The organism is Rhizobium sp. WYCCWR 11152 (assembly GCF_013087615.1).
Classification (GTDB): domain Bacteria; phylum Pseudomonadota; class Alphaproteobacteria; order Rhizobiales; family Rhizobiaceae; genus Rhizobium; species Rhizobium indicum.
In genome coordinates, this window is the sequence record NZ_JABFCP010000024.1 from 339,904 (window position 1) to 359,270 (window position 19,367).

The window sequence follows — 19,367 nt, forward strand, 5'->3', positions numbered from 1 at the left end:
GCAAAGGAGACTGGGGCTGCAGCCGCGCGCCAGTTCCTCCATCTGCATTGATGGAACTTAACTCGAACGCAAAGGGAAGACGCCCGTGAACCGCCAGGTCTTATCCCTTGTACTGAGCAGATTGCTCGTCGCCGTGATCACCTTGGTGATCGTCTCCTTCGCCGTCTTCTTCGCGACAACGCTGTTGCCTGGAGATACGGCGACGATCCTGCTCGGTCAAGCCGCCACGCCGGAAGCCGTCGAAGGCCTGCGCAAGGCCATGCATCTCGACGAACCGGCGCTCTTTCGTTTCCTGCGCTGGTTAGTCGGGCTGCTGCAAGGCGACCTCGGCACGTCCTATGCCAACGAAATGCCGATTGCCGCTCTCATCGCCGGCCGCTTTGTCAATACGTTGAAACTTGCCGGCGTCACCGCGCTGTTCTCGGTGCCGATTGCGCTGACGCTCGGGATCACCGCAGCGATGCTGCGCGGCACCCTTTACGATCGTATCGTCACGGTAATCACCATCGGCGTCATCTCCGTGCCGGAGTTCATGGTCGCGACCTCAGCAGCGCTCATCTTCGCCGTCTATCTGAAATGGCTGCCGGCACTTTCTTTCGCCAATGAGGTCCACAGTCTGACCGATCTGTTGCGCGTCTATGCTATGCCGGTGATCACCCTCACCTTCGTCGTCTCGGCCCAGATGATCCGCATGACGCGGGCGGCTGTCATCGAGACGCTCAATACACCCTATGTCGAGATGGCATTGCTCAAGGGCGCCTCCCGGCCGCGCATCGTCTTTCGCCATGCACTGCCCAATGCGCTGGGTCCGATCGTCAATGCCGTTGCGCTTTCGCTGTCCTATCTGCTCGGAGGCGTCATCATCGTCGAGACCATTTTCAACTATCCCGGTATCGCCAAACTGATGCTGGATGCCGTCGCCACCCGCGACCTGCCGCTGATCCAGAGCTGCGCGATGATTTTCTGCCTGGGCTATCTGCTGCTGATCACCATCGCCGATATCATCGCCATCCTTTCCAATCCGAGGCTCCGATGACCATGACCAGTTCCGAAACCACCTCCGGCCGGCTGTCGGGAACCCGGTTTGGCTATCGCTTCAACATCGTCGGCGCGATCGGCTTCACTGTGATCCTCTTATGGGCGCTCGTCGCGATCTTCGCGCCATGGATCATCCCCTACCCCGTCGGCGAGATCATCGATCTCGACTATTTCGGCCCGATGAGCCGGGAACTCTGGCTCGGCTCCGATTATCTCGGCCGCGACATGCTCTCAAGGATTCTGATGGGCGCACGCTACACGGTCGGTATCTCGCTGGCGGCGGTGACGATCGCCTGCTTCAGCGGCGTCGTGCTCGGCATGATCGCAGCAGTCGCCGGCGGCTGGCTGGACACGATCCTCAGCCGCTTCCTCGACGCGCTCAACTCCATCCCGAGCAAGCTGTTCGGCCTTGTGGTCGTCGCTGCCGTCGGCTCCTCGGTCCCGGTGCTGATCATGACGCTGTCGGTGATCTACATCCCCGGCGCTTACCGCTTCGCCCGGGCGCTCGCCGTCAACATCAATGCGATGGATTTCATCACGGTTGCGCGCATCCGCGGCGAAAGCACTCTCTATCTCATTCGCTCGGAAATCCTGCCCAACATCGTCGGACCGGTGCTTGCCGATCTCGGCATCCGCTTCGTCTTCATCGTTCTGCTGCTCTCCGGGCTTTCCTTCCTCGGCCTTGGCGTCCAGCCGCCCTATGCCGACTGGGGTGCGCTGGTGCGTGAGAATATCGGCGGCCTGCCATTCGGTGCGCCGGCGGTGATGTTTCCCTCGTTTGCCATCGCCAGCCTGACGATCAGCGTCAACCTGCTGATCGACAACCTGCCGCAGAAAATCCGCGACCGGAGTGTGTCATGAGCAATTTCATCGAAATCCGTGACCTGAAGGTCGAAGCCACCACCGATTCCGGCCGTCGCGTCGAGATCATCAAGGGTGTCAGCCTCGATGTTGCCGAGGGCGAAATCGTCGCGCTGATCGGCGAGAGCGGCTCGGGCAAGACAACCATCGCCCTGACCCTCATGGGCCATACGCGTGCGGGCTGTCGCATCTCCGGCGGCAGCGTTTCGGTCGGTGGCAAGGACATGGTCACGCTCAGCGAGAAGCAGCGCGCCAAGGTGCGCGGCACCGAAGTCGCCTATGTCCCGCAATCGGCGGCTGCCGCGTTCAACCCGGCCAAATCGATCATGGACCAGGTGATCGAAGTCACGCGTATTCACCAGCTGATGTCGCCGGACGATGCGCGTGCCCGGGCAGTCGAGCTCTTCCGGGCGCTGTCCCTGCCGGAACCCGAGACGATCGGCAGCCGTTATCCGCACCAGGTTTCCGGCGGCCAGCTGCAACGTCTGGCGGCCGCCATGGCGCTGATCGGCGACCCGACCCTCGTCATCTTCGACGAGCCGACGACGGCGCTCGACGTGACGACCCAGATCGAAGTCCTGCGGGCTTTCAAGTCGGTGATGAAGAAGGGTGGTATCGCTGGCGTCTATGTCTCGCACGACCTTGCCGTCGTCGCGCAGATCGCCGACCGCATCGTGGTGTTGAAAGGCGGAGAGACGCAGGAAACCGGCACCACCGACGAAATCCTCAACAATGCCAAGCACCCCTATACCAGGGAGCTGCTCGCAGCCTTCGAACCGAAACCGCGCGGCGCAACTGGCCTCGCCGAACCCGCGACGGCTCCCCTGCTGAGCATCGAAGGTCTTGTCGCAGGCTATGGGCAGCGCCAGGCTGACGGCCTGCCGCTCGTTCGCGCGGTCGAGCATGTGAGCCTGAAGGTGGAAAGAGGCCGCAATCTCGGCATTATCGGCGAATCCGGTTGCGGCAAGTCGACGCTCGCCCGCACAATCGCCGGCATCCTGCCGGCGGCGGTCGGCAAGATCGTCTTCGACGGCACGGAACTGCATCGCAACGCGCGCGAGCGTTCGCGTGATGAGTTGCGCGAGATGCAGATCGTCTTCCAATATGCCGATACCGCACTCAACCCGGCAAAATCGGTCGAGGACATTCTCGACAGGCCTCTGGTCTTTTACCACCGCATGGATCGAAAGGCGCGGAACGCCCGGATCGATCAACTGCTCGACATGGTACGCCTGCCCCGCAACCTGCGCCATCGCCGGCCGGGCGAACTCTCGGGCGGCCAGAAGCAACGTGTCAACTTCGCCCGGGCGCTCGCCGCCGATCCGAAGCTGATCCTCTGCGACGAGATTACCTCGGCGCTCGACACGGTGGTCGCCGCCGCGGTCATCGACCTGCTCAAGGAATTGCAACGCGAACTCGGCCTCTCCTACATCTTCATCAGCCACGACCTCTCGGTGGTGGAGGCGATCTGCGACGAGATCGTCGTGATGTATGGAGGCCGGAAGGTCGAGGAAATCACATCCCTGACGGTGAAGGCGCCGCAACACCCCTATTCGCAACTGCTCTTCTCATCGGTGCCAACGCTCGATCCGGCCTGGCTCGACGGGCTCCAGCAGGATCCGGAACTGGTGCGGGCTTATTGCCGGCACTGAGCGACGATTCTAACGCGAAGTTTCTCGGGTCGGATTTGCTTCAAGAAATTAGGCAGCAAACTGCTCTGCCCTCCTCGAAACCAGAGTTGGGCGCTTGCCAGATCAAGCGCCCACCGGGTCAGGTCGTGCTGGAAAGCCTCGACTCCGCGGCAGGAGCCCAGCAAGTGGCAGCGAACATGGCTTTGGAAGGTAAGGCCGAAATTTTGTCGCAAGTCCTTCCAACCGGTAGAAGCTTAGAGTTATAGGGAGAACAACCTGCGACAGAGAGAGCAGTATCCGCGCAGGACTGATGAGTGACGCAAAAACTGCTCACTTTTGCTGAAATAGCCCTAATGCGGAAACAAGGTGGTTAGCGGCATGTGGGCCTTGATGATCGGCGATTTCAGGACGACGAAGCTGAAATACTTGTCGATGCCGACGTCCATATCGGTAAGGCGCTCCATGATCGTCTGGTATTCGTCGATCCCGGCGGTGACGAATTTCAGCAGATAATCGTAGCCGCCCGAAACCAGATGGCATTCGATCACCTGGTCAACTTTTTCGATCGCCGCCAGGAAGCGAGCGAAATCGATCTGCCGATGGTTCTTCAGGGTGATCTCGGTGAACACAGTCAGCGTCTGCCCAAGTTTGCTGACGTTGATCTGAGCCGAATAACCTTCGATATAGCCCTCCGACTGCAGCTTCTTTACCCGCATCAGGCAGGGGCTCGGCGACAGATTGACCAGTTCGGCGAGTTCCACATTCGTGACGCGGCCATTCTTCTGCAGTTCGTAAAGGATTTTTACGTCGATCCGGTCGAGTTTCATCTCATACGCCCTCACTTGCTGGAGATCGCCAATGACGCAGCAGATTATGCTGCTTGTTCCCGGCACCAACCTTAGCACATGACGTTGGCCTGTCGATCGCGTTGCGAGACAGGCCGAAGCACAAACGGCTGCTGGTATCCTCCCAACACGGAATCTTCTGCTGCCGCCAACCGATCTCCGGCAAAGCCGTGGCGTCGGATCCGCTACACTACCGTTAAAACGGAGACTCTCCCATGCCCGCACCTCTCACTCGCGTCGACACCACGCCGGAACTGCCTTCCACCGCTGATGTCGTGGTTATCGGCGGCGGCATCGTCGGCGTTTTCACGGCCTATTATCTCGCCCGGCGCGGATTGAAGGTGGCCCTCGTCGAGAAGGGTCTGATCGGCGCCGAACAATCGAGCCGCAACTGGGGCTGGTGCCGCCAGCAGAACCGCGACGCCCGCGAATTGCCGATGTCGACGAAGAGCCTCGACCTGTGGGAGCGCTTCGCCACTGAGACCGGGGAGGACACCGGGTTCCGTCGTTGCGGCCTCTTCTATCTGAGCAATAGCGAAGAGGAACTGTCCGCCTGGGCACGCTGGCGCGATTTCGCCCGCTCGGTCGGCGTCACGACACTTATGCTGAGCAGCGCCGAGGCGACCGAACGCGGGCGTGCCACCGGCACCTCATGGAAAGGCGGGGTGTTTTCGCCGACCGACGGCACCGCCGATCCGGCGAGCGCTGCGCCAGCCGTCGCGCGCGCGATCCTGAAACTCGGCGGCACGGTGCATCAGTCCTGTGCGGCCCGCGGCCTCGACGTCGAAGGCGGCAGGCTCTCGGGCGTCGTCACCGAGCATGGCACGATCCGGACAAAGATTGCGGTCCTCGCCGGCGGCGCCTGGGCCTCCTCCTTTTGCCGCCAGCTCGGTATTCGATTTCCGCAAGCCTCGATACGCTCCTCGATTCTCTCCGTATCTCCAGGGGCAAGCAGCCTGCCGGATGCGCTGCATACATCAGCCGTTTCGGTGACGCGACGCCGCGATGGCGGCCACACGCTGGCGATCAGCGGCCGCGCCCGCGTCGATCCCACTCCACAGCAGTTCCGCTTCGCGCGGCAGTTCCTGCCGATGTTCGCCCGGCGCTGGCGCAGTCTCGCACCCGGCGGGTTGGAGGGCTTTCGCTCCGGTCACGAAACTCTCACCCGCTGGCGGCTCGACAGGCCGACGCCAATGGAGCGCATGCGCATCCTCGAGCCGGCGGTCGACGAGGCCACCATTGCCCTTACGCATGCGCGGGCGCTCGAGCTTCTGCCCGACTTGAAGAAGACCGCCATCAGCGCGGCCTGGGCAGGCTATATCGACAGCACGCCCGACGGCGTGCCGGGGATCGGCGAGATCGCCACCTTGCCGGGTTTCATCCTTGCTGCCGGCTTCAGCGGCCACGGTTTCGGCATCGGGCCGGGCGCCGGTCATCTGATCGCCGATATCGTCACAGGTGATGAGCCGATCGTTGATCCGAGGCCCTACCATCCCGACCGCTTCGGGGGAACCGCCTGGGGCAAAGTGGCCGATTTTTAGGGCACGGTCGGCCTTTGTGCGACGTTCGACGACGCGGATCGGCACGACTTGGTACCGGCCATAGGAGCCGATGCATCGCGCTTCGATTGCCACGATCACTAAAAACCGGCGGTCAAGGGGAGGTTGATCGCTTCGGCTCCTCACCGGCATCATTGGCAATCAAGGCGCGCAATGCTGCCGCCACAGGCGAGCCAGCGACGGCGAGATCGCGCACCGTGCTCATGTGATTGCCGTCTGCGACCTGCGATGCCTGCACGTCAAGCCCTTGGGCGGCAAGAATGTCCTTGAACGCATTTGCCTGTATTTTGAACGGATCAGTTTCCAGTTCGCCGGTCATGATAGCGACACGTGTTGCAGGATCGTGCTCGTGACGCATGGGCGTAAACCGTCGCACCTCCTCGTCGCACAAGGCGATCTCGTCACGCAGGAAGGACGTCTGCAGGGGTTCGAGATCGTATAGCCCGCCAAGCAGGAAAGCAGCAACCACGCCCGAAGGCGCTTGCGAGCGATGGAAGAGAAAGGTTGCAAGATGTGCACCGGCGGAGTGGCCGCTGACGGAGAACCGCTTTGGTGTGGCGCCAAAACGATCGGCATGCGCCAGCAGGAAAGCCTTGGCCTTCAGGACCTGACCAACCAGGACGTCCATTCGCGCCATGGGCATCAACGAATAGTCGACGATGGCTGCGACCGCGCCGGCGCCGGTGATCGTTTCAGCGACGCAGGAATAGTCCTCCTTGGAAAACATCCGCCAATAGCCGCCATGGATGAACATGTGGATCGGCATGTCCGAGCCGGCGCTGCTTGGCAGGAAGATATCGAGCGTCTCGCCAGACCTATCCCCGTAGGCGATGTTGGCCTCCATGGCGACAGTGCGCCGCGTTGCAAGGCTGCGAGCTCGGATATCGCCAACGATCGCGTCGAAATCTGCGACATGGTCACGAATGCGGAAGGGATCGGCGGCCACAGGTTCCTCCCTCAGAAACTTGTCGCAATGTACTTGGCTTCCATGAACTCCGCGATACCGTGATGCTGCCCTCCTTCACGCCCAAGGCCGCTCTGTTTCACACCGCCAAAGGGGGCAGCGGGATCGGAGACCAGTCCACGATTAAGGGCGATCATGCCGGCCTCGACCTTGGAGGCGACCCGCATGCCGCGGCCAATGTCGCGGGTATAGATGTAGGCGGCGAGGCCATATTCCGTATCGTTGGCGGCAGCGATCACCTCTGCCTCGCTCTCGAAACGGTAGAGCGGCGCGACGGGACCGAAAATCTCCTCGCACCCCATGTCGGAGGCCGAGGAAACATCGACGAGCACCGTCGGCGGATAAAAAAAGCCGCGTCCTGCCAATGTTCGTCCGCCGCAGAGCGCGCGCGCGCCGCGCGAAATGGCGTCCGCAACGAGGCGCTCGATCTTCTCCACCGCCTTGCGCGTGATCATCGGACCGCACTCGGTATTCAGATCCACACCCGGGCCGACCCTGAGGGCGGCCATGCGTCGAGTAAATTTTTCAGCGAAGGCATCGTGGATACCGGACTGGACATAAATGCGGTTTGCCGCCGTGCACGCCTCACCCGCATTGCGCATTTTCGCGACCATCAGCCCCTCGATCGCCGCGTCAATGTCCGCATCGTCGAAAACGATGAACGGCGCGTTGCCGCCGAGTTCCATGGAACAGGAGATGACACTTTTCGCCGCTTCCGCCAGAAGCGTGCGGCCGACGCCCGTCGAGCCTGTGAAGGAGAGTTTTCGCACGCGCGGGTCGGTCAGCATGGCGGCGATGACGGGGCCTGGCGTCGATGTTGTCATCACGTTCACGACGCCCGGCGGCACGCCAGCCTCCTCGTAGAGAGCCGCAAGCGCGTAGGCCGTCAGCGGCGTCTCGCTCGCGGGCTTCAGGATGACGGTGCAGCCCGCGGCAAGGGCCGGAGCGATCTTGCGGGTCGCCATCGCGGCCGGGAAATTCCACGGAGTGATGAGAACGCAGATGCCGATAGGCTGGTAATCGACGACGATGCGGTTTCCACCGGCCGGGGCAAGGCCGAACTCACCAGAGATGCGCACCGCCTCCTCGGCGTTCCACCGAAAGAACTCCGCCGCATAGGCCACCTCGCCGCGCGCGTCGCGCAACGCCTTCCCGTTCTCGAGCGAAATCAGCCTGGCAAGCGTTTCGGAGCGCTCCACTATGAGTTCGAAGCAGCGGCGCAGGATCTCGGACCGCTTTCTCGGCGGCGTCTCGCGCCAGCTTTCCGCGGCGCCTGCGGCAGCCTCCATGGCCGCTGCCGCATCCGCAAGGGTCGCATCCGGTACGGCGGCAATGACCGCCTCGGTCGAGGGGTCGATCACCTCGATCCGACCCGCGCCCGCCGCAGGCCGCCAGGCGCCGCCAATATAGAGGCCGCGGCAGAACGCGTTGAGCTCGAAGGGATCGTGGTCTGGATGCGGAGAATGCTGGTTGACGTTCATGATGGTTTTCCTAGGTCAGAGGGCGGAAGCGGCCAGGTCGCCGTCATAAGCGGCGCGCACCAGGCCGCGCATGGCGGCCGCATCGAAGGGGCGTGGATTGTTCTTGATCAACCGGCCGATGCCGAGCGCCTGCTCTGCGGCCCAGTCGATCCGGTCTTCCGGCAGGCCGAGCCCGGCAAGCGTCGGCGCGATGCCGATCGCGGCGAAGAGACGGCTCACCTCGCCGATCGCGGCATCGGCAAGCGTCTCGTCGTCCTCCACTCCGGTGGGATCGAGGCCGAGCGCCCTACCGACAATGGCGATGTCCGCGCTCGAGACGCGGCGATTATATGTCATCACATAGGGAAGCATGGTCGCAACCCCGAGCCCATGCGGCGTATGGGTCACGGCACCAACCGGATATTGCACGGCATGGGCCGCAGCGGTGCCTGCCGTTCCGAAGGCGCAGCCGGCTGCGAGCGCGCCCATCATCACATCGGCGCGCGCATCGATGTCGGCGCCGTCGACGAAGGCCTTTTCCAGGCTCCGGCTGAGGAGCCGGATGGCATGCAGCGCGAACTGGTCAGAGAGATCGCTCTTGCCGATGAAGACATGCTGCTGCGCGAGTTCAGGATCGCCGGGGCGGCGCATGGCCGTGAAGGCTTCGATGGCATGCGTCAACGCATCCGCACCGGCAATCGCCGTAAGCCCAGGCGGGCAGGATAAGGTCAGTTCCGGGTCGCAGATCGCCGCTGCGGCGATGAGATATGGGCTGGAAATGCCAACCTTCAGGATACGGTCAGGATCAGAAACAACCGCGACCGGCGTCACCTCGGAGCCCGTGCCTGCCGTCGTCGGCACGGCGATGACCGGCAGGACGGGTGCCGGCACCTTGAACTCACCGTAGTAATCGGCGAGCGCGCCGCCATGGGCGAGCAGGAGTGAGGCGCATTTGGCCATGTCGAGGCAGCTGCCGCCACCGATGCCGATCACCATATCGGGCTCAAAGCCGCGCGCGGCTTCAACGCAAACCGCGACCGTATCTTGCGGCACGTCCGGCAGCGTCTGGTCATGCACCAGGACGACAATGCCGGCTGCTTCAAGCGCGGCGATCATTTCCGCGAAGACGGGTGTTGCGGCAAAACGCGCATCCGTGCAGACGAGTGCGCGCCGGCCGGTTCTGCTGGCGACGCTCGCGAGCGCATGGCGCTGGCCGACGCCAAACAGGATTTCCCGCGGCAGCCTCAAGGCGGCAAACAGGCTCATGATCTTTGTCCCTCGAAGGCCAGAATGCGGGGGCGCGAAAGCGCGTTGAGGTCTTCCCAGAGGCGCTGGTCGATCTCGAACCCGTTGCGGCTTGCCGCCGCCCGCCGCCGGCGGGCACGATCGCCCGGGACGAGAACCGGTTCGCCGGCGCCGGCGGGTGGTGAACCGCGCACGGCATCGAGATAGGTCGACAGTCGCGCCGGCAGTCCCGGCGCCAGACTGGGCTCGATCAAGATGAAGACGTCGCCCTTGTTGCATGGCGACTGGCTGTCGAGCGTGCCGCGCACATCCGGCGCGAGCGCCGAGCCGGCAAGAGCTGCCACCAGCAGCTCCATGGCGATGCCGAGGCCGTAGCCCTTCGCGTCGCCGAAGGGCGCAATCGCGCCGGCCTTCGCACGCCCCGGATCGGTCGTCGGATTACCGGCCGCATCGCGCGCCCATCCCTCGGGAATGGGTCTACCGGTCGCCGCGTGATGATGGATCCTGCCCATCGGCACGAGGCTGGTGGCAAGGTCGAGCACGAGCGGTTCCTCGGCCGTTGGCACGGCGATGGCGATGGGATTGGTGCCCAGCATGGCCCGGGTACCGCCGAAGGGATGGACCAGCGCCTCGCTTGACGAGAGCGCGATGCCGACGAGACCCATTGCGGCGATGGCCTCCACATAATGCGCGAGCATGCCGAGATGGTTGGCATTGCGCACGGCGACGAGGCCGATGCCAAGATCCGCAATGTGAGGCGCCAGCCGTTCGATCGCGGCCATGGCGACGACGGGGCCAAATCCCGACGAACCCTCCACCTCCAGCACCGCATCCGCGCGCCAGCGCTGCGTGCCCTTCGTCTGCGGGTCAATGACCCCGCGCTCGATCCGTTCGACCAGCGGCGGAAGCCGGTACAGGCCATGCGAGGGGTGCCCCTTCATCTCCGCCGTTACCAGGACGCGAGCCTGCAGGGCCGCATGGTCACGCGGTGCGCCATGCTCTTCAAGTAGGCGGGTGGCAAGCGCGAGGGCTGCCGCTTCGGATACGCGCATGATTTTTCCTCCCTATATTAAATCGTATAGGATATAGGATTGTCTTGGCCGCAGCATCGTGCTAGCGATTGAACCTGTCAAGAGGCAAGGCAGCAGATGATTTCGACGAGACCGAAGGAACCCTCAACGGGCACAACCCAGATACCGCGCGCCAACAGCCTGGCGGGCGACGTCTACGAGGCAATTTTCAACCAGCTCATGTCGTTGAAGATTGCGCCGGGGACACGCATCACGGTCGACAACCTGGTCAAGGAGTTCAACGTCTCCCATACGCCGATCCGCGAAGCCCTCGGCCGGCTTGAAGGCGAAGGCCTCGTCGTCAAGCAGCATCTCGTTGGCTATCGTGCCGCGCCGCAGATCACGCGCCACCGCTTCGACGAGCTCTATGAACTGCGTCTGCTGTTGGAACCTGCCGGCGCTGCGAAGGCAGCCGAGGCGATGAACGACGAAAAGCTCGCCATTCTCACCGAGGCCGCGGGCGTGATGACACGCAGCGACAACAGGGACGAACGAGCGAACTATTCGGCCTTCGCGCGCCAGGACGCCATCTTTCACGACCGGATCATGGAATTTGCCGGCAACGAGTTGATCCGCGAGATGCTGACATTCCAGCACACGCATTTCCATATCTTCCGCCTGATGTTCCATCGCCGCGTCACCGAAGAGGCGCTCGCCGAGCATCAGACGCTGCTCGATGCCTTTGCGGCGCGCGACCCGGGCGCGGCTGCGAACGCAATGCGCATTCATATCGAACATTCGCGCGACCGGCTGTTGCCGGCATTCGACGATATCTGAGCAACCGCGCCGGGCAAGGACGAGCCTGCCCGACCTGACAACGAGGAGGAGAACCCATGCCAGGCAAGAAAATCCTGATGCTCACCGGCGATTTCACCGAGGAGTACGAAATCTTCGTCTATCAGCAGGCGATGGAGGCGGTCGGCCACACTGTGCACGTCGTGTGCCCGGACAAGAAGGCCGGCGACATCCTCAGGACGTCGCTGCACGATTTCGAGGGAGACCAGACCTACACCGAAAAACTCGGGCACAACGTCACCATCAACAAGACGTTTTCCGAGGCCGAGAACCAGCTCGACCAGTATCATGCCGTCTACTGCGCCGGCGGGCGTGGACCGGAATATATCCGTACCGACAAGCGGGTGCAGGCAATGGTGCGTCATTTCCACGACGAGAAGAAGCCGATCTTCACCATCTGCCACGGGGTCCAGATCCTGATCGCGGTCGACGGTGTCGTTCGCGGCAAGAAGGTGGGTGCACTTGGGGCCTGCGAACCAGAGGTCACCCTGGCGGGCGGAACCTATATCGACCTCTCGCCAACCGAAGCCTATGTCGACGGCACGATGGTTTCGGCCAAGGGCTGGACGGCGCTCGCCGCCTTTATCCGCGAATGCCTGAAGGTGCTGGGGACGGAGATCCACCACACCTGAGACGACGGTACCAAATAGCAGAAGGCCTAGCAGGTGACATCTGCCAGGCCTTCTTTGCGGTTTGGCCTGCAATCACGCTCCACCGCGGTTCCAGCCGCGGCCACGGTCGCCGAACATTTCATAGCCGCCATCGGTGATGGCAAGCGTATCCTCCAGCTTGATGAATCCGCGCTTTGGGTGAAGCATCGTCGTCTCGACCGAGATCACGCTCCCGACTTCCAGCGGTTTGTCGGCATCGATGCCATCATAGGTGACGGGGTGGTTCGTCATGAGGAATGGCGCTTCGTGGGTGATGAGGCCCATTCCATGGCAGAAGAAGTCGGTGAAGGCTGCCGACGGCGAGGCCTTGAGCTCGGCTTCTGCTGCCTCGATCATCTGACTGCCCGCAGCCCCTGCCCTGACCTTGGCGAAGGCCGCTTGCTGGATGCATTCGACTTCGGCCAGAAGGTCCTCCAGCTCCGCATCCGGCTCGCCGAGCACACCCATGCGGCAGAGGTCACCGATATATCCGTGATAGTTGCCGCCAGAATCGATCGACAGGATCTCGCCCTCGACCCAGGCCTGCGGCGAGCCCGCGCGGTTGTGGCTGGAGCCAAGCGTCAGCAGGCAATATTCGAAGTGCAGGCCGCGGTTCGTTTCCTCCCGGCGCAGCTGCTCGATGATCTCCATCTTCGTCGAGCCGGCGCGGGCCGCCGCGACTGTCGCCAGCATAGAGTCGGTAATCAGTTCGGAGGCGCGTCTCAGCTTTGCCAGTTCATCCGGCGTCTTGACCGCCCTTAGCCGCTCCAACACATGCGTGGCATCGACAAATCGAGCGCCATCCAGCCGAGAGGCAAGCAGGTCGCGGGCGTCGGATGGCAGGAAGGCTGGCTCGATGCCGATGCGCCCACCGGCCTTGCCGATTTTCTTCAGGTGCTCGACGGCAAGCCCGGCGGCATCCTGCGTGCCCCAGGTTGCCGTATGCACGGCGGGTGTCCAGAATGGATTGTTCTGGTGCTCTGCGCCCTCCATGCGGTTCCCCACATAGGCGGCGTGATCAGGCGCTCCTTTCTCATAAATCACCATCGGCAGGTACCGGCTATGCCCGATCGCATCCATGGCGGCGAAGAAGATGAACTTATAGCCGCCCATGAGATATTGCGTGTTGTGTTTGGAGGTGGCGACGATGACGTCGATACCGGCTTCCTCCATGAGACGGTCGAGATTGGCCGTATCGAACGGCGTCACGGCGGCCTGCCTTGTTTGCCCTGCATTGTCGTTCATTGTCTTTCCTCCCAGAAAATGGATGCCCCGCCTCAGGAGCCCGGCTGCAGCAGGCGGAAGTCCGGCAAATCGCGAAGCGCAAGCTCCGGCCCCGCCGGTGAGTAGACCACGAAGAGGAGCATCGGCCCGCCGCCAGTGTTCTTCGTCGAATGAAAGCGGCTTTCCGGAACATAAATCGTGCAGCCGCTGGCGACCTTCCGCGTGATAGGATTACCCGTCTCGTCCTCGACCATCTGCTCGCCCTCGCCAGAAATCACAAAGATGATTTCCTCCGCGCCGGGATGATTGTGGCGGGAATGGCCCTCGCCGCTCGGCAGTTCGACGACACCGCCGGAAAACCGGCTGGCGCCGTTGACCTCGGGCGCCACAGTCAGCGACAGCTTGCCCCAGTCGAAGCCGAAGGCGCTCACGTCCTTAGGATAGATGAAGTACTTGTCCTTTACCATGAAACTGCCTCCTCCACATCCTTCCTCAGACGACCGCGCCGATGGCGAGCGCCTTGAAATCTTCGGTCTGCTTGCGAATTGCCGCCTCTGCCGGCAGGCGCTCCATCGAGCTTGCGCCATAAAAGCCGTGGCAGCCAGGGCAACGCTCGAGAACGTAGCGCGCATCCTCCGGCATGGAGATCGGGCCGCCATGGCAGAGCACGATGACATCGTCACGCAGGGAACGTGCCGCCTTGGAAATTGCAGCGATCTCGTCGACGCAGTCATCGAGCGACTTGCCGGAGGTGGCGCCGATCGTGCCGCCGGTCGTCACGCCCATATGCGCCACGACGATGTCGGCCCCGGCGACCGTCATGGCGATAGCCTCGCTCTCGTTGAAGACATAGGGTGTCGTCAGCAGGTCGAGCCCGTGGGCGGTGGCGATCATCTCGACCTCCAGATTGTAGCTCATGCCTGTCTCCTCGAAACTCTGCCGCATCCGGCCGTCGAAGAGGCCGATTGTGGGGAAGTTCTGTACGCCGGAAAAGCCCATTGCCTTGAGGTCGGCGAGGAAGCGCGGCATCAGCACGAAGGGGTCCGTGCCATTGACGCCGGCAAGCACCGGCGTCTTTTTCACGACCGGCAACACTTCGAGCGCCATGTCCTTGACGATCTCGTTGGCATTGCCATAGGCGAGCAGTCCGGCCGCCGAACCGCGCCCCGCCATGCGGTAGCGCCCGGAATTGTAGATAATGATGAGGTCGATGCCGCCTGCCTCCTCGGCCTTGGCGGAGATGCCGGTGCCGGCGCCGCCGCCGACGATCGGCACGCCGGCTGCGATCATGCCGTGAAATTTTTCGAGGATGGTCTTGCGCGGTATGGCTGGCATCGATTTGTCTCTCAGGGGTTGGCGATGTCACGATAGGCCGCGACGGCGGCCTCGGCGAAGTGCGGGTCGTTGATATGGAGCGGCAGGCGAATGATACGGCGCAGCACCGACGGCTTTACCGTCGCCTCCAGCGCGGCAAAAAGCGCGGCGTCGGCTTGCGGATCGAAGAACGGACCGCCTTCGATGTCGAGGGCCGAAACGCCCTTTTCGGGAATGAGGAAGCGTACGGGGCCGCGGCAGAGATTGAGCTTGTCGCCGATCCAGCGGCCAATCTGCGCGCATTCGTCCGACGTCGTGCGCATCAAGGTGACGTTCGGGTTGTGGCGGTAAAACAGCCGGCCTGCATAACGCTCGGGGACGGTCTCCGGCGCCCAGAAGTTCACCATGTCGAGCGCACCGACCGAGCCCACATAGGGCAAGCCTTTGCGAGCAATGGCGCCAAAACGGTCCGAGGTGGCGGGCAAGACGCCGCCGAAAAGCAGGTCGCAGACCTCGGTCGTCGTGATGTCGAGCACGCCTGAGACCAGCTCGCTGTCGGCAAGCTTCTCCATCGCGCGCCCACCCGTGCCTGTGGCGTGGAAGACCAGGCAATCATAGTCCGCTCGGAGGCGCTCGACCATGGCGGATACGGCAGGTGTGGTAACGCCGAACATGGTAAGCCCGAGGGCCGGCTTCGATGCCGTCACCTCAGCCGGCCGGCGGGACATGGCGGTGATCGCCTGGGCGGCGTTGTGAAGAATGACACGGCTGAGCCGGTTCAGGCCCGCCATGTCCGTGACCGAGGGCATCATCACGATGTCGGAAACATCGACATAGGGAGCGACGTCGCCGGATGCGAGCGTCGAGACCATGATCTTTGGCAGACCAAGCGGCAATTGGCGCATGCCTGCGGTAATGATCGAAGTGCCCCCGCCTCCACCGATACCGATGACGCCCGCGATATCCTGGCGCTCCACGAGGAAGCGCGAGAAGGCAATGCCCATCGCCTCGACCGCCCTTCCGCGGTCCCCGCTGGCAAGAACGGTTCCAGCCCCGTCCGGATGGCATGCCGCCACTGCGTCGGCCTTCACATCGACGGCGGTCGCGGGCTCGCCTATGCCGACGTCGACGCGGACAACACCCCCGCCCGCCGCTTCGATGCAAGCGGCCAGATACGCAAGCTCCTCGCCCTTCGTGTCGGCCGTGCCGACCACGTAGATCTGCTTCATGTCCCCTCCGGGACCGGGTGGACTTCCTCCCGGCATATCTCACCTTCGGGGCAAAGCGACGGGCCCTTGCAAATTTGTGAGACGTGCGTATCATAAAGACATGGATGTCTCACGTCAACAGAACGAAACAGCCAGGACCGAGCGAGGCCCGCGTGCCCGAACGCGAAAACTGATGCTCGAAACGGCAACGCGGATCATGCAGTCCGGTATCACTCCGTCGGTAAGTGAAGTCGCCGAGGCTGCCGAAGTCTCGCGCGCGACGGCCTACCGTTACTTTCCGAGCCAGGCCGCGCTCGTGCATGCCGTGGTGGATGAGGCTCTGGGGCCGATCCTCGGCTGGTCGTCCGACAGTCTGGATGCACGCATCCGCATTGCCGACCTTTTGGCGACCGCGATGCCGCGCATCGACGAGTTCGAGGCCACCTTCAAGGCGGCGCTGAAGCTTTCGCTGGACCAGTGGGCGCAACGCCAGGCCGGCACGCTCGGCAACGAGCCGCTGTTCAAGCGCGGCCATCGGGTCGACCTGCTGAAGAGCGTGACGGCCCCCCTGCAGGGCACATTGCCGCCCGAATCCCGGGAACGCCTTGCACAGGCGCTTTCGCTTGTCTTCGGCGTCGAGGTGCTGATCGTATTGAAGGATATCTGGGGCCTGACCTCGGAAGGCGCGCAGTCCGTTGCCGAGTGGGCCGCCAGGGCGCTTGTCGATACCGCATTACGGCAGGCAGAGAGCGAGGCAGGACGTGGTGCTCCCAGACTTGGTGCATCAACTGGCTAGACCAGTGTCAGTCATATATTCTTGTGTTGTGGCCTGGATCGGTGATGATGAATGTGAGACGGTCCGACAAGACTGCGCCAGGAGGCCCGCAATTGCGGGGGCAAGACATCGAAACCTCGAAGACGAGCCTTTGATGAAAGCTCTCCGAGGTTGCGCTTGACGATAATGGCATTTGGTAATACCAGATCAGGGAAACGACATTCAGGCTTGAGATCTGAAACGAGCTAGGGGTCGAGGAGGACCCCCAGCACGAACACCACCCAGGAGGATCGGGAAGCCAGATCGGGAGGCCCGCGATGAAGCGGGAAGCGTGCATAAATGGGAGGAAACGTTATGCGCAAAACTATGACCGGTCTGTTGGCCGGTGTCGGATTGATGTGGGCGTGCGGAACATCCGCACAGGCCCAGGAACTGACCATCTTCTGGGCCGAGTGGGACCCGGCAAACTACCTTCAGGAACTCGCCAACGAATACGAGGGTCAAACCGGCGTTAAGGTCACGGTCGAGACCACACCATGGGCCGACTTCCAGACCAAGGCCTTCACCGAGTTCAACGCCAAGGGTTCAGCCTATGACATGGTCGTCGGCGACAGCCAGTGGATCGGGGCAGCGTCAGAAGCCGGCCATTACGTCGATCTGACCGACTTCTTCACCAAGCACAATCTGACCCAGGTGATGGCCCCGGCAACGGTGAAATACTACGCCGAATATCCGTCGAACTCGAAAAAGTACTGGTCAATTCCGGCCGAAGGCGACGCCGTCGGCTGGTCCTACCGCAAGGACTGGTTCGAAGATCCCAAGGAGATGGAGGCGTTCAAGGCCAAATACGGCTACGACCTCGCCCCGCCGAAGACATGGGCCGAGATGCGTGACATCGCCGAGTTCTTCCACCGCCCAGACCAGAAGCGATACGGAATCGCCATCTACACCGACAACTCCTATGACGGTCTCGTCATGGGTGTCGAGAACGCGATCTTCTCGTTTGGGGGCGAACTCGGCGACTACCAGAGCTACAAGGTCGACGGCATCATCAATTCCGAGAAGAACGTCAAGGCGCTCGAGCTTTATCGCGAGCTCTACGGCTTTACGCCTCCGGGCTGGGCCAAGTCCTTCTTCGTCGAGAACAACCAGGCGATCACCGAGAACCTGGCAGCGATGAGCATGAACTACTTCGCCTTCTTCCCGGCCCTGGTGAACGAGGCGTCCAACCCGAACGCCAAGGTTACCGGCTTCTTTGCCAATCCGGCAGGCCCGAACGGCGAGCAATTCGCAGCGCTCGGCGGCCAGGGCATATCGGTCATCTCCTACTCAAAGAACCAGGAAGAGGCGATGAAATTCCTCGAATGGTTCATCAAGGACGAGACCCAGAAGCGCTGGGCCGAACTCGGCGGCTACACGGCAAGCGCCAAGGTGCTTGAATCGCCGGAGTTTCAGAACGCGACACCCTATAACAAGGCCTTCTACGAGACGATGTTCAAGGTGAAGGACTTCTGGGCAACGCCTGAATATGCCGAACTGCTGATCCAGATGAACCAGCGCATCTACCCCTTCGTCACCGCCGGGCAAGGCACGGCGAAGGAAGTGCTCGACTCTCTGGCAGCGGACTGGAACGCGACGTTCAAGAAATACGGACGCAATAAATAGCAAACGCGATCAGCGGAGGGGCTCCGTCGCCCCTCCGTTTGCATTCTGCATCTCGCGCCCAAAGGCGCGGTTCGAGAGGGCGCGGCGCCCGGAATTCACTTCGCGCATCGTGATGCCGTTCCGGCATCCGGCGCCGAACTCTCGGAGGAGGAGAGGATTGGCCACCGCAGTCATGACATCGCTGGACACGAAATCGCGTGCCGCATCTCGCGGCATGAGCGACATCCGGATTCGCAATCTCTTCATCATCCCGACGATCCTGTTCCTGATCGTCTTCAACATCTTTCCGCTGATCTATTCGCTCGGCTATTCCTTCACCGACTTTCGCGCTTCGTCGAACGCGCCGGCCAACTTCGTCGGCCTGCAGAACTACCGCGAATTGCTGAACGATCCTTTCATCTGGTCGAATTTCGCCATCACCGCGAAATATGTGATCGTCTCTGTGACGGGGCAGGTGATCGTCGGCTTCGGCACCGCGATGCTGCTCAACCGCGATATCCCGCTGAAGGGCCTTCTGACGACGCTGCTGCTGCTGCCGATGATGCTCTCGATGGCCGTGGTCGGCCTCTTCTGGAAGCTGCTCTACGATCCGTCCTTCGGCATCATCAACTACGCACTCGGCCTCGGCTCCTTCGAGTGGCTGTCGAATCCGGACATGGCGCTCTATGCGGTCGCAATCACCGACATCTGGATGTGGTCGCCCTTCGTGATGCTGCTGTCGCTTGCCGGCCTTTCAGCCGTGCCGAAGCATCTCTACGAGGCAGCGGCGATCGACCGGGCGGGGCCGTTCTATACCTTCTTCCGCATCACGCTGCCGCTGGTGGCGCCGATCCTGATGATCGCAATCATCTTCCGTACGATGGAGGCCTTCAAGACCTTCGACCTCGCCTACATCCTGACCAGCCAACCGACGACCGAGGTGATCTCCATCCGGCTCTACAAGATGGCCTTCCAGGAATGGCAGACGGGGCGCTCCTGCGCACTCGCCTACATCGTGCTCGTCATGGTTCTCGCCATCACCAACATCTACGTGAAGTACCTCAACAAAGTGAAGGAGCGCTGA

Annotated in this window: 18 protein-coding genes; 9 read left to right on the forward strand and 9 right to left on the reverse strand. The window is 62.4% G+C overall.

Annotated features, from left to right (window positions below):
• Nucleotides 1–85 precede the first annotated feature (85 nt).
• From G9X67_RS31935 to G9X67_RS31945, 3 genes are read left to right on the forward strand one after another with little or no spacing between them, the layout of a single operon-like run.
• Entirely contained in the window at nucleotides 86–1,036 is a 951-nt protein-coding gene (locus tag G9X67_RS31935) for an ABC transporter permease subunit (protein ID WP_171600543.1), read from the forward strand.
• A complete protein-coding gene (locus G9X67_RS31940) occupies nucleotides 1,033–1,899 on the forward strand; it encodes an ABC transporter permease (protein WP_131620223.1) in 867 nt (288 codons plus the stop codon). The genes G9X67_RS31935 and G9X67_RS31940 overlap by 4 nt, the downstream gene beginning before the upstream one ends.
• Nucleotides 1,896–3,551 (forward strand): ABC transporter ATP-binding protein, encoded by a 1,656-nt coding sequence (locus tag G9X67_RS31945; protein ID WP_171600544.1) that lies wholly within the window; start codon nucleotides 1,896–1,898, stop codon nucleotides 3,549–3,551. Before G9X67_RS31940 ends, G9X67_RS31945 begins: the two co-directional genes overlap by 4 nt.
• A gap of 329 nt (nucleotides 3,552–3,880) precedes the next feature.
• Here the strand turns inward: G9X67_RS31945 and G9X67_RS31950 are convergent, their stop codons facing one another.
• Nucleotides 3,881–4,357, reverse strand: a complete 477-nt coding sequence (locus G9X67_RS31950; protein WP_003549758.1) for an Lrp/AsnC family transcriptional regulator — start codon at nucleotides 4,355–4,357, stop codon at nucleotides 3,881–3,883.
• 233 nt (nucleotides 4,358–4,590) lie between these two features.
• Between G9X67_RS31950 and G9X67_RS31955 the strand changes: the two genes are divergently transcribed.
• Nucleotides 4,591–5,916: an FAD-binding oxidoreductase gene (locus G9X67_RS31955; protein WP_138388674.1), complete on the forward strand. Its 1,326-nt coding sequence runs from the start codon at nucleotides 4,591–4,593 to the stop codon at nucleotides 5,914–5,916.
• Nucleotides 5,917–6,028: 112 nt separating this feature from the next.
• Here the strand turns inward: G9X67_RS31955 and G9X67_RS31960 are convergent, their stop codons facing one another.
• Genes G9X67_RS31960 through G9X67_RS31975 form a run of 4 tightly spaced genes read right to left on the reverse strand, consistent with a single transcriptional unit; the run spans nucleotide 6,029 to nucleotide 10,655 of the window.
• Nucleotides 6,029–6,880 carry an alpha/beta hydrolase fold domain-containing protein gene (locus tag G9X67_RS31960; protein WP_171600545.1) on the reverse strand — a complete coding sequence of 284 codons (852 nt, stop codon included), beginning with the start codon at nucleotides 6,878–6,880 and terminating at the stop codon, nucleotides 6,029–6,031.
• A gap of 11 nt (nucleotides 6,881–6,891) precedes the next feature.
• The gene (locus tag G9X67_RS31965) at nucleotides 6,892–8,379 is read right to left on the reverse strand and encodes an NAD-dependent succinate-semialdehyde dehydrogenase (RefSeq protein WP_171600546.1); all 1,488 of its coding nucleotides are present in this window, start codon (nucleotides 8,377–8,379) and stop codon (nucleotides 6,892–6,894) included.
• A gap of 15 nt (nucleotides 8,380–8,394) precedes the next feature.
• The gene (locus G9X67_RS31970; RefSeq protein ID WP_171600547.1) at nucleotides 8,395–9,624 is read right to left on the reverse strand and encodes an iron-containing alcohol dehydrogenase; all 1,230 of its coding nucleotides are present in this window, start codon (nucleotides 9,622–9,624) and stop codon (nucleotides 8,395–8,397) included.
• Nucleotides 9,621–10,655 (reverse strand): Ldh family oxidoreductase, encoded by a 1,035-nt coding sequence (locus G9X67_RS31975; RefSeq protein ID WP_171600548.1) that lies wholly within the window; start codon nucleotides 10,653–10,655, stop codon nucleotides 9,621–9,623. The genes G9X67_RS31970 and G9X67_RS31975 overlap by 4 nt, the downstream gene beginning before the upstream one ends.
• A gap of 96 nt (nucleotides 10,656–10,751) precedes the next feature.
• On the opposite strand from G9X67_RS31975, the gene G9X67_RS31980 reads away from it, so the two are divergent.
• Both G9X67_RS31980 and G9X67_RS31985 read left to right on the forward strand, forming a co-directional pair.
• On the forward strand, nucleotides 10,752–11,450 hold the full coding sequence (locus G9X67_RS31980) for a GntR family transcriptional regulator (RefSeq protein WP_171600549.1): 699 nt from the start codon (nucleotides 10,752–10,754) through the stop codon (nucleotides 11,448–11,450).
• 56 nt (nucleotides 11,451–11,506) lie between these two features.
• A complete protein-coding gene (locus G9X67_RS31985) occupies nucleotides 11,507–12,100 on the forward strand; it encodes a DJ-1/PfpI family protein (RefSeq protein ID WP_171600550.1) in 594 nt (197 codons plus the stop codon).
• 72 nt (nucleotides 12,101–12,172) lie between these two features.
• On the opposite strand, the gene G9X67_RS31990 is transcribed toward G9X67_RS31985, so the two are convergent.
• Genes G9X67_RS31990 through G9X67_RS32005 form a run of 4 tightly spaced genes read right to left on the reverse strand, consistent with a single transcriptional unit; the run spans nucleotide 12,173 to nucleotide 15,885 of the window.
• On the reverse strand, nucleotides 12,173–13,363 hold the full coding sequence (locus G9X67_RS31990; RefSeq protein WP_171600551.1) for a Xaa-Pro peptidase family protein: 1,191 nt from the start codon (nucleotides 13,361–13,363) through the stop codon (nucleotides 12,173–12,175).
• Between the two features lie 32 nt (nucleotides 13,364–13,395).
• On the reverse strand, nucleotides 13,396–13,809 hold the full coding sequence (locus tag G9X67_RS31995) for a cupin domain-containing protein (protein ID WP_029871362.1): 414 nt from the start codon (nucleotides 13,807–13,809) through the stop codon (nucleotides 13,396–13,398).
• A gap of 25 nt (nucleotides 13,810–13,834) precedes the next feature.
• The gene (locus G9X67_RS32000; protein ID WP_171600552.1) at nucleotides 13,835–14,677 is read right to left on the reverse strand and encodes a phosphoenolpyruvate hydrolase family protein; all 843 of its coding nucleotides are present in this window, start codon (nucleotides 14,675–14,677) and stop codon (nucleotides 13,835–13,837) included.
• Nucleotides 14,678–14,688: 11 nt separating this feature from the next.
• Nucleotides 14,689–15,885: a Tm-1-like ATP-binding domain-containing protein gene (locus tag G9X67_RS32005; protein ID WP_171600553.1), complete on the reverse strand. Its 1,197-nt coding sequence runs from the start codon at nucleotides 15,883–15,885 to the stop codon at nucleotides 14,689–14,691.
• 100 nt (nucleotides 15,886–15,985) lie between these two features.
• Here G9X67_RS32005 and G9X67_RS32010 point away from each other — a divergent pair, with 100 nt between their 5' ends.
• From G9X67_RS32010 to G9X67_RS32020, 3 genes are all read left to right on the forward strand, one after another.
• Nucleotides 15,986–16,660 carry a TetR/AcrR family transcriptional regulator gene (locus G9X67_RS32010; RefSeq protein ID WP_171600554.1) on the forward strand — a complete coding sequence of 225 codons (675 nt, stop codon included), beginning with the start codon at nucleotides 15,986–15,988 and terminating at the stop codon, nucleotides 16,658–16,660.
• Between the two features lie 333 nt (nucleotides 16,661–16,993).
• Nucleotides 16,994–18,304, forward strand: coding sequence for an extracellular solute-binding protein (locus G9X67_RS32015; protein ID WP_029871365.1), 1,311 nt, complete (start codon nucleotides 16,994–16,996; stop codon nucleotides 18,302–18,304).
• 157 nt (nucleotides 18,305–18,461) lie between these two features.
• Nucleotides 18,462–19,367 (forward strand): sugar ABC transporter permease, encoded by a 906-nt coding sequence (locus G9X67_RS32020; RefSeq protein ID WP_003549731.1) that lies wholly within the window; start codon nucleotides 18,462–18,464, stop codon nucleotides 19,365–19,367.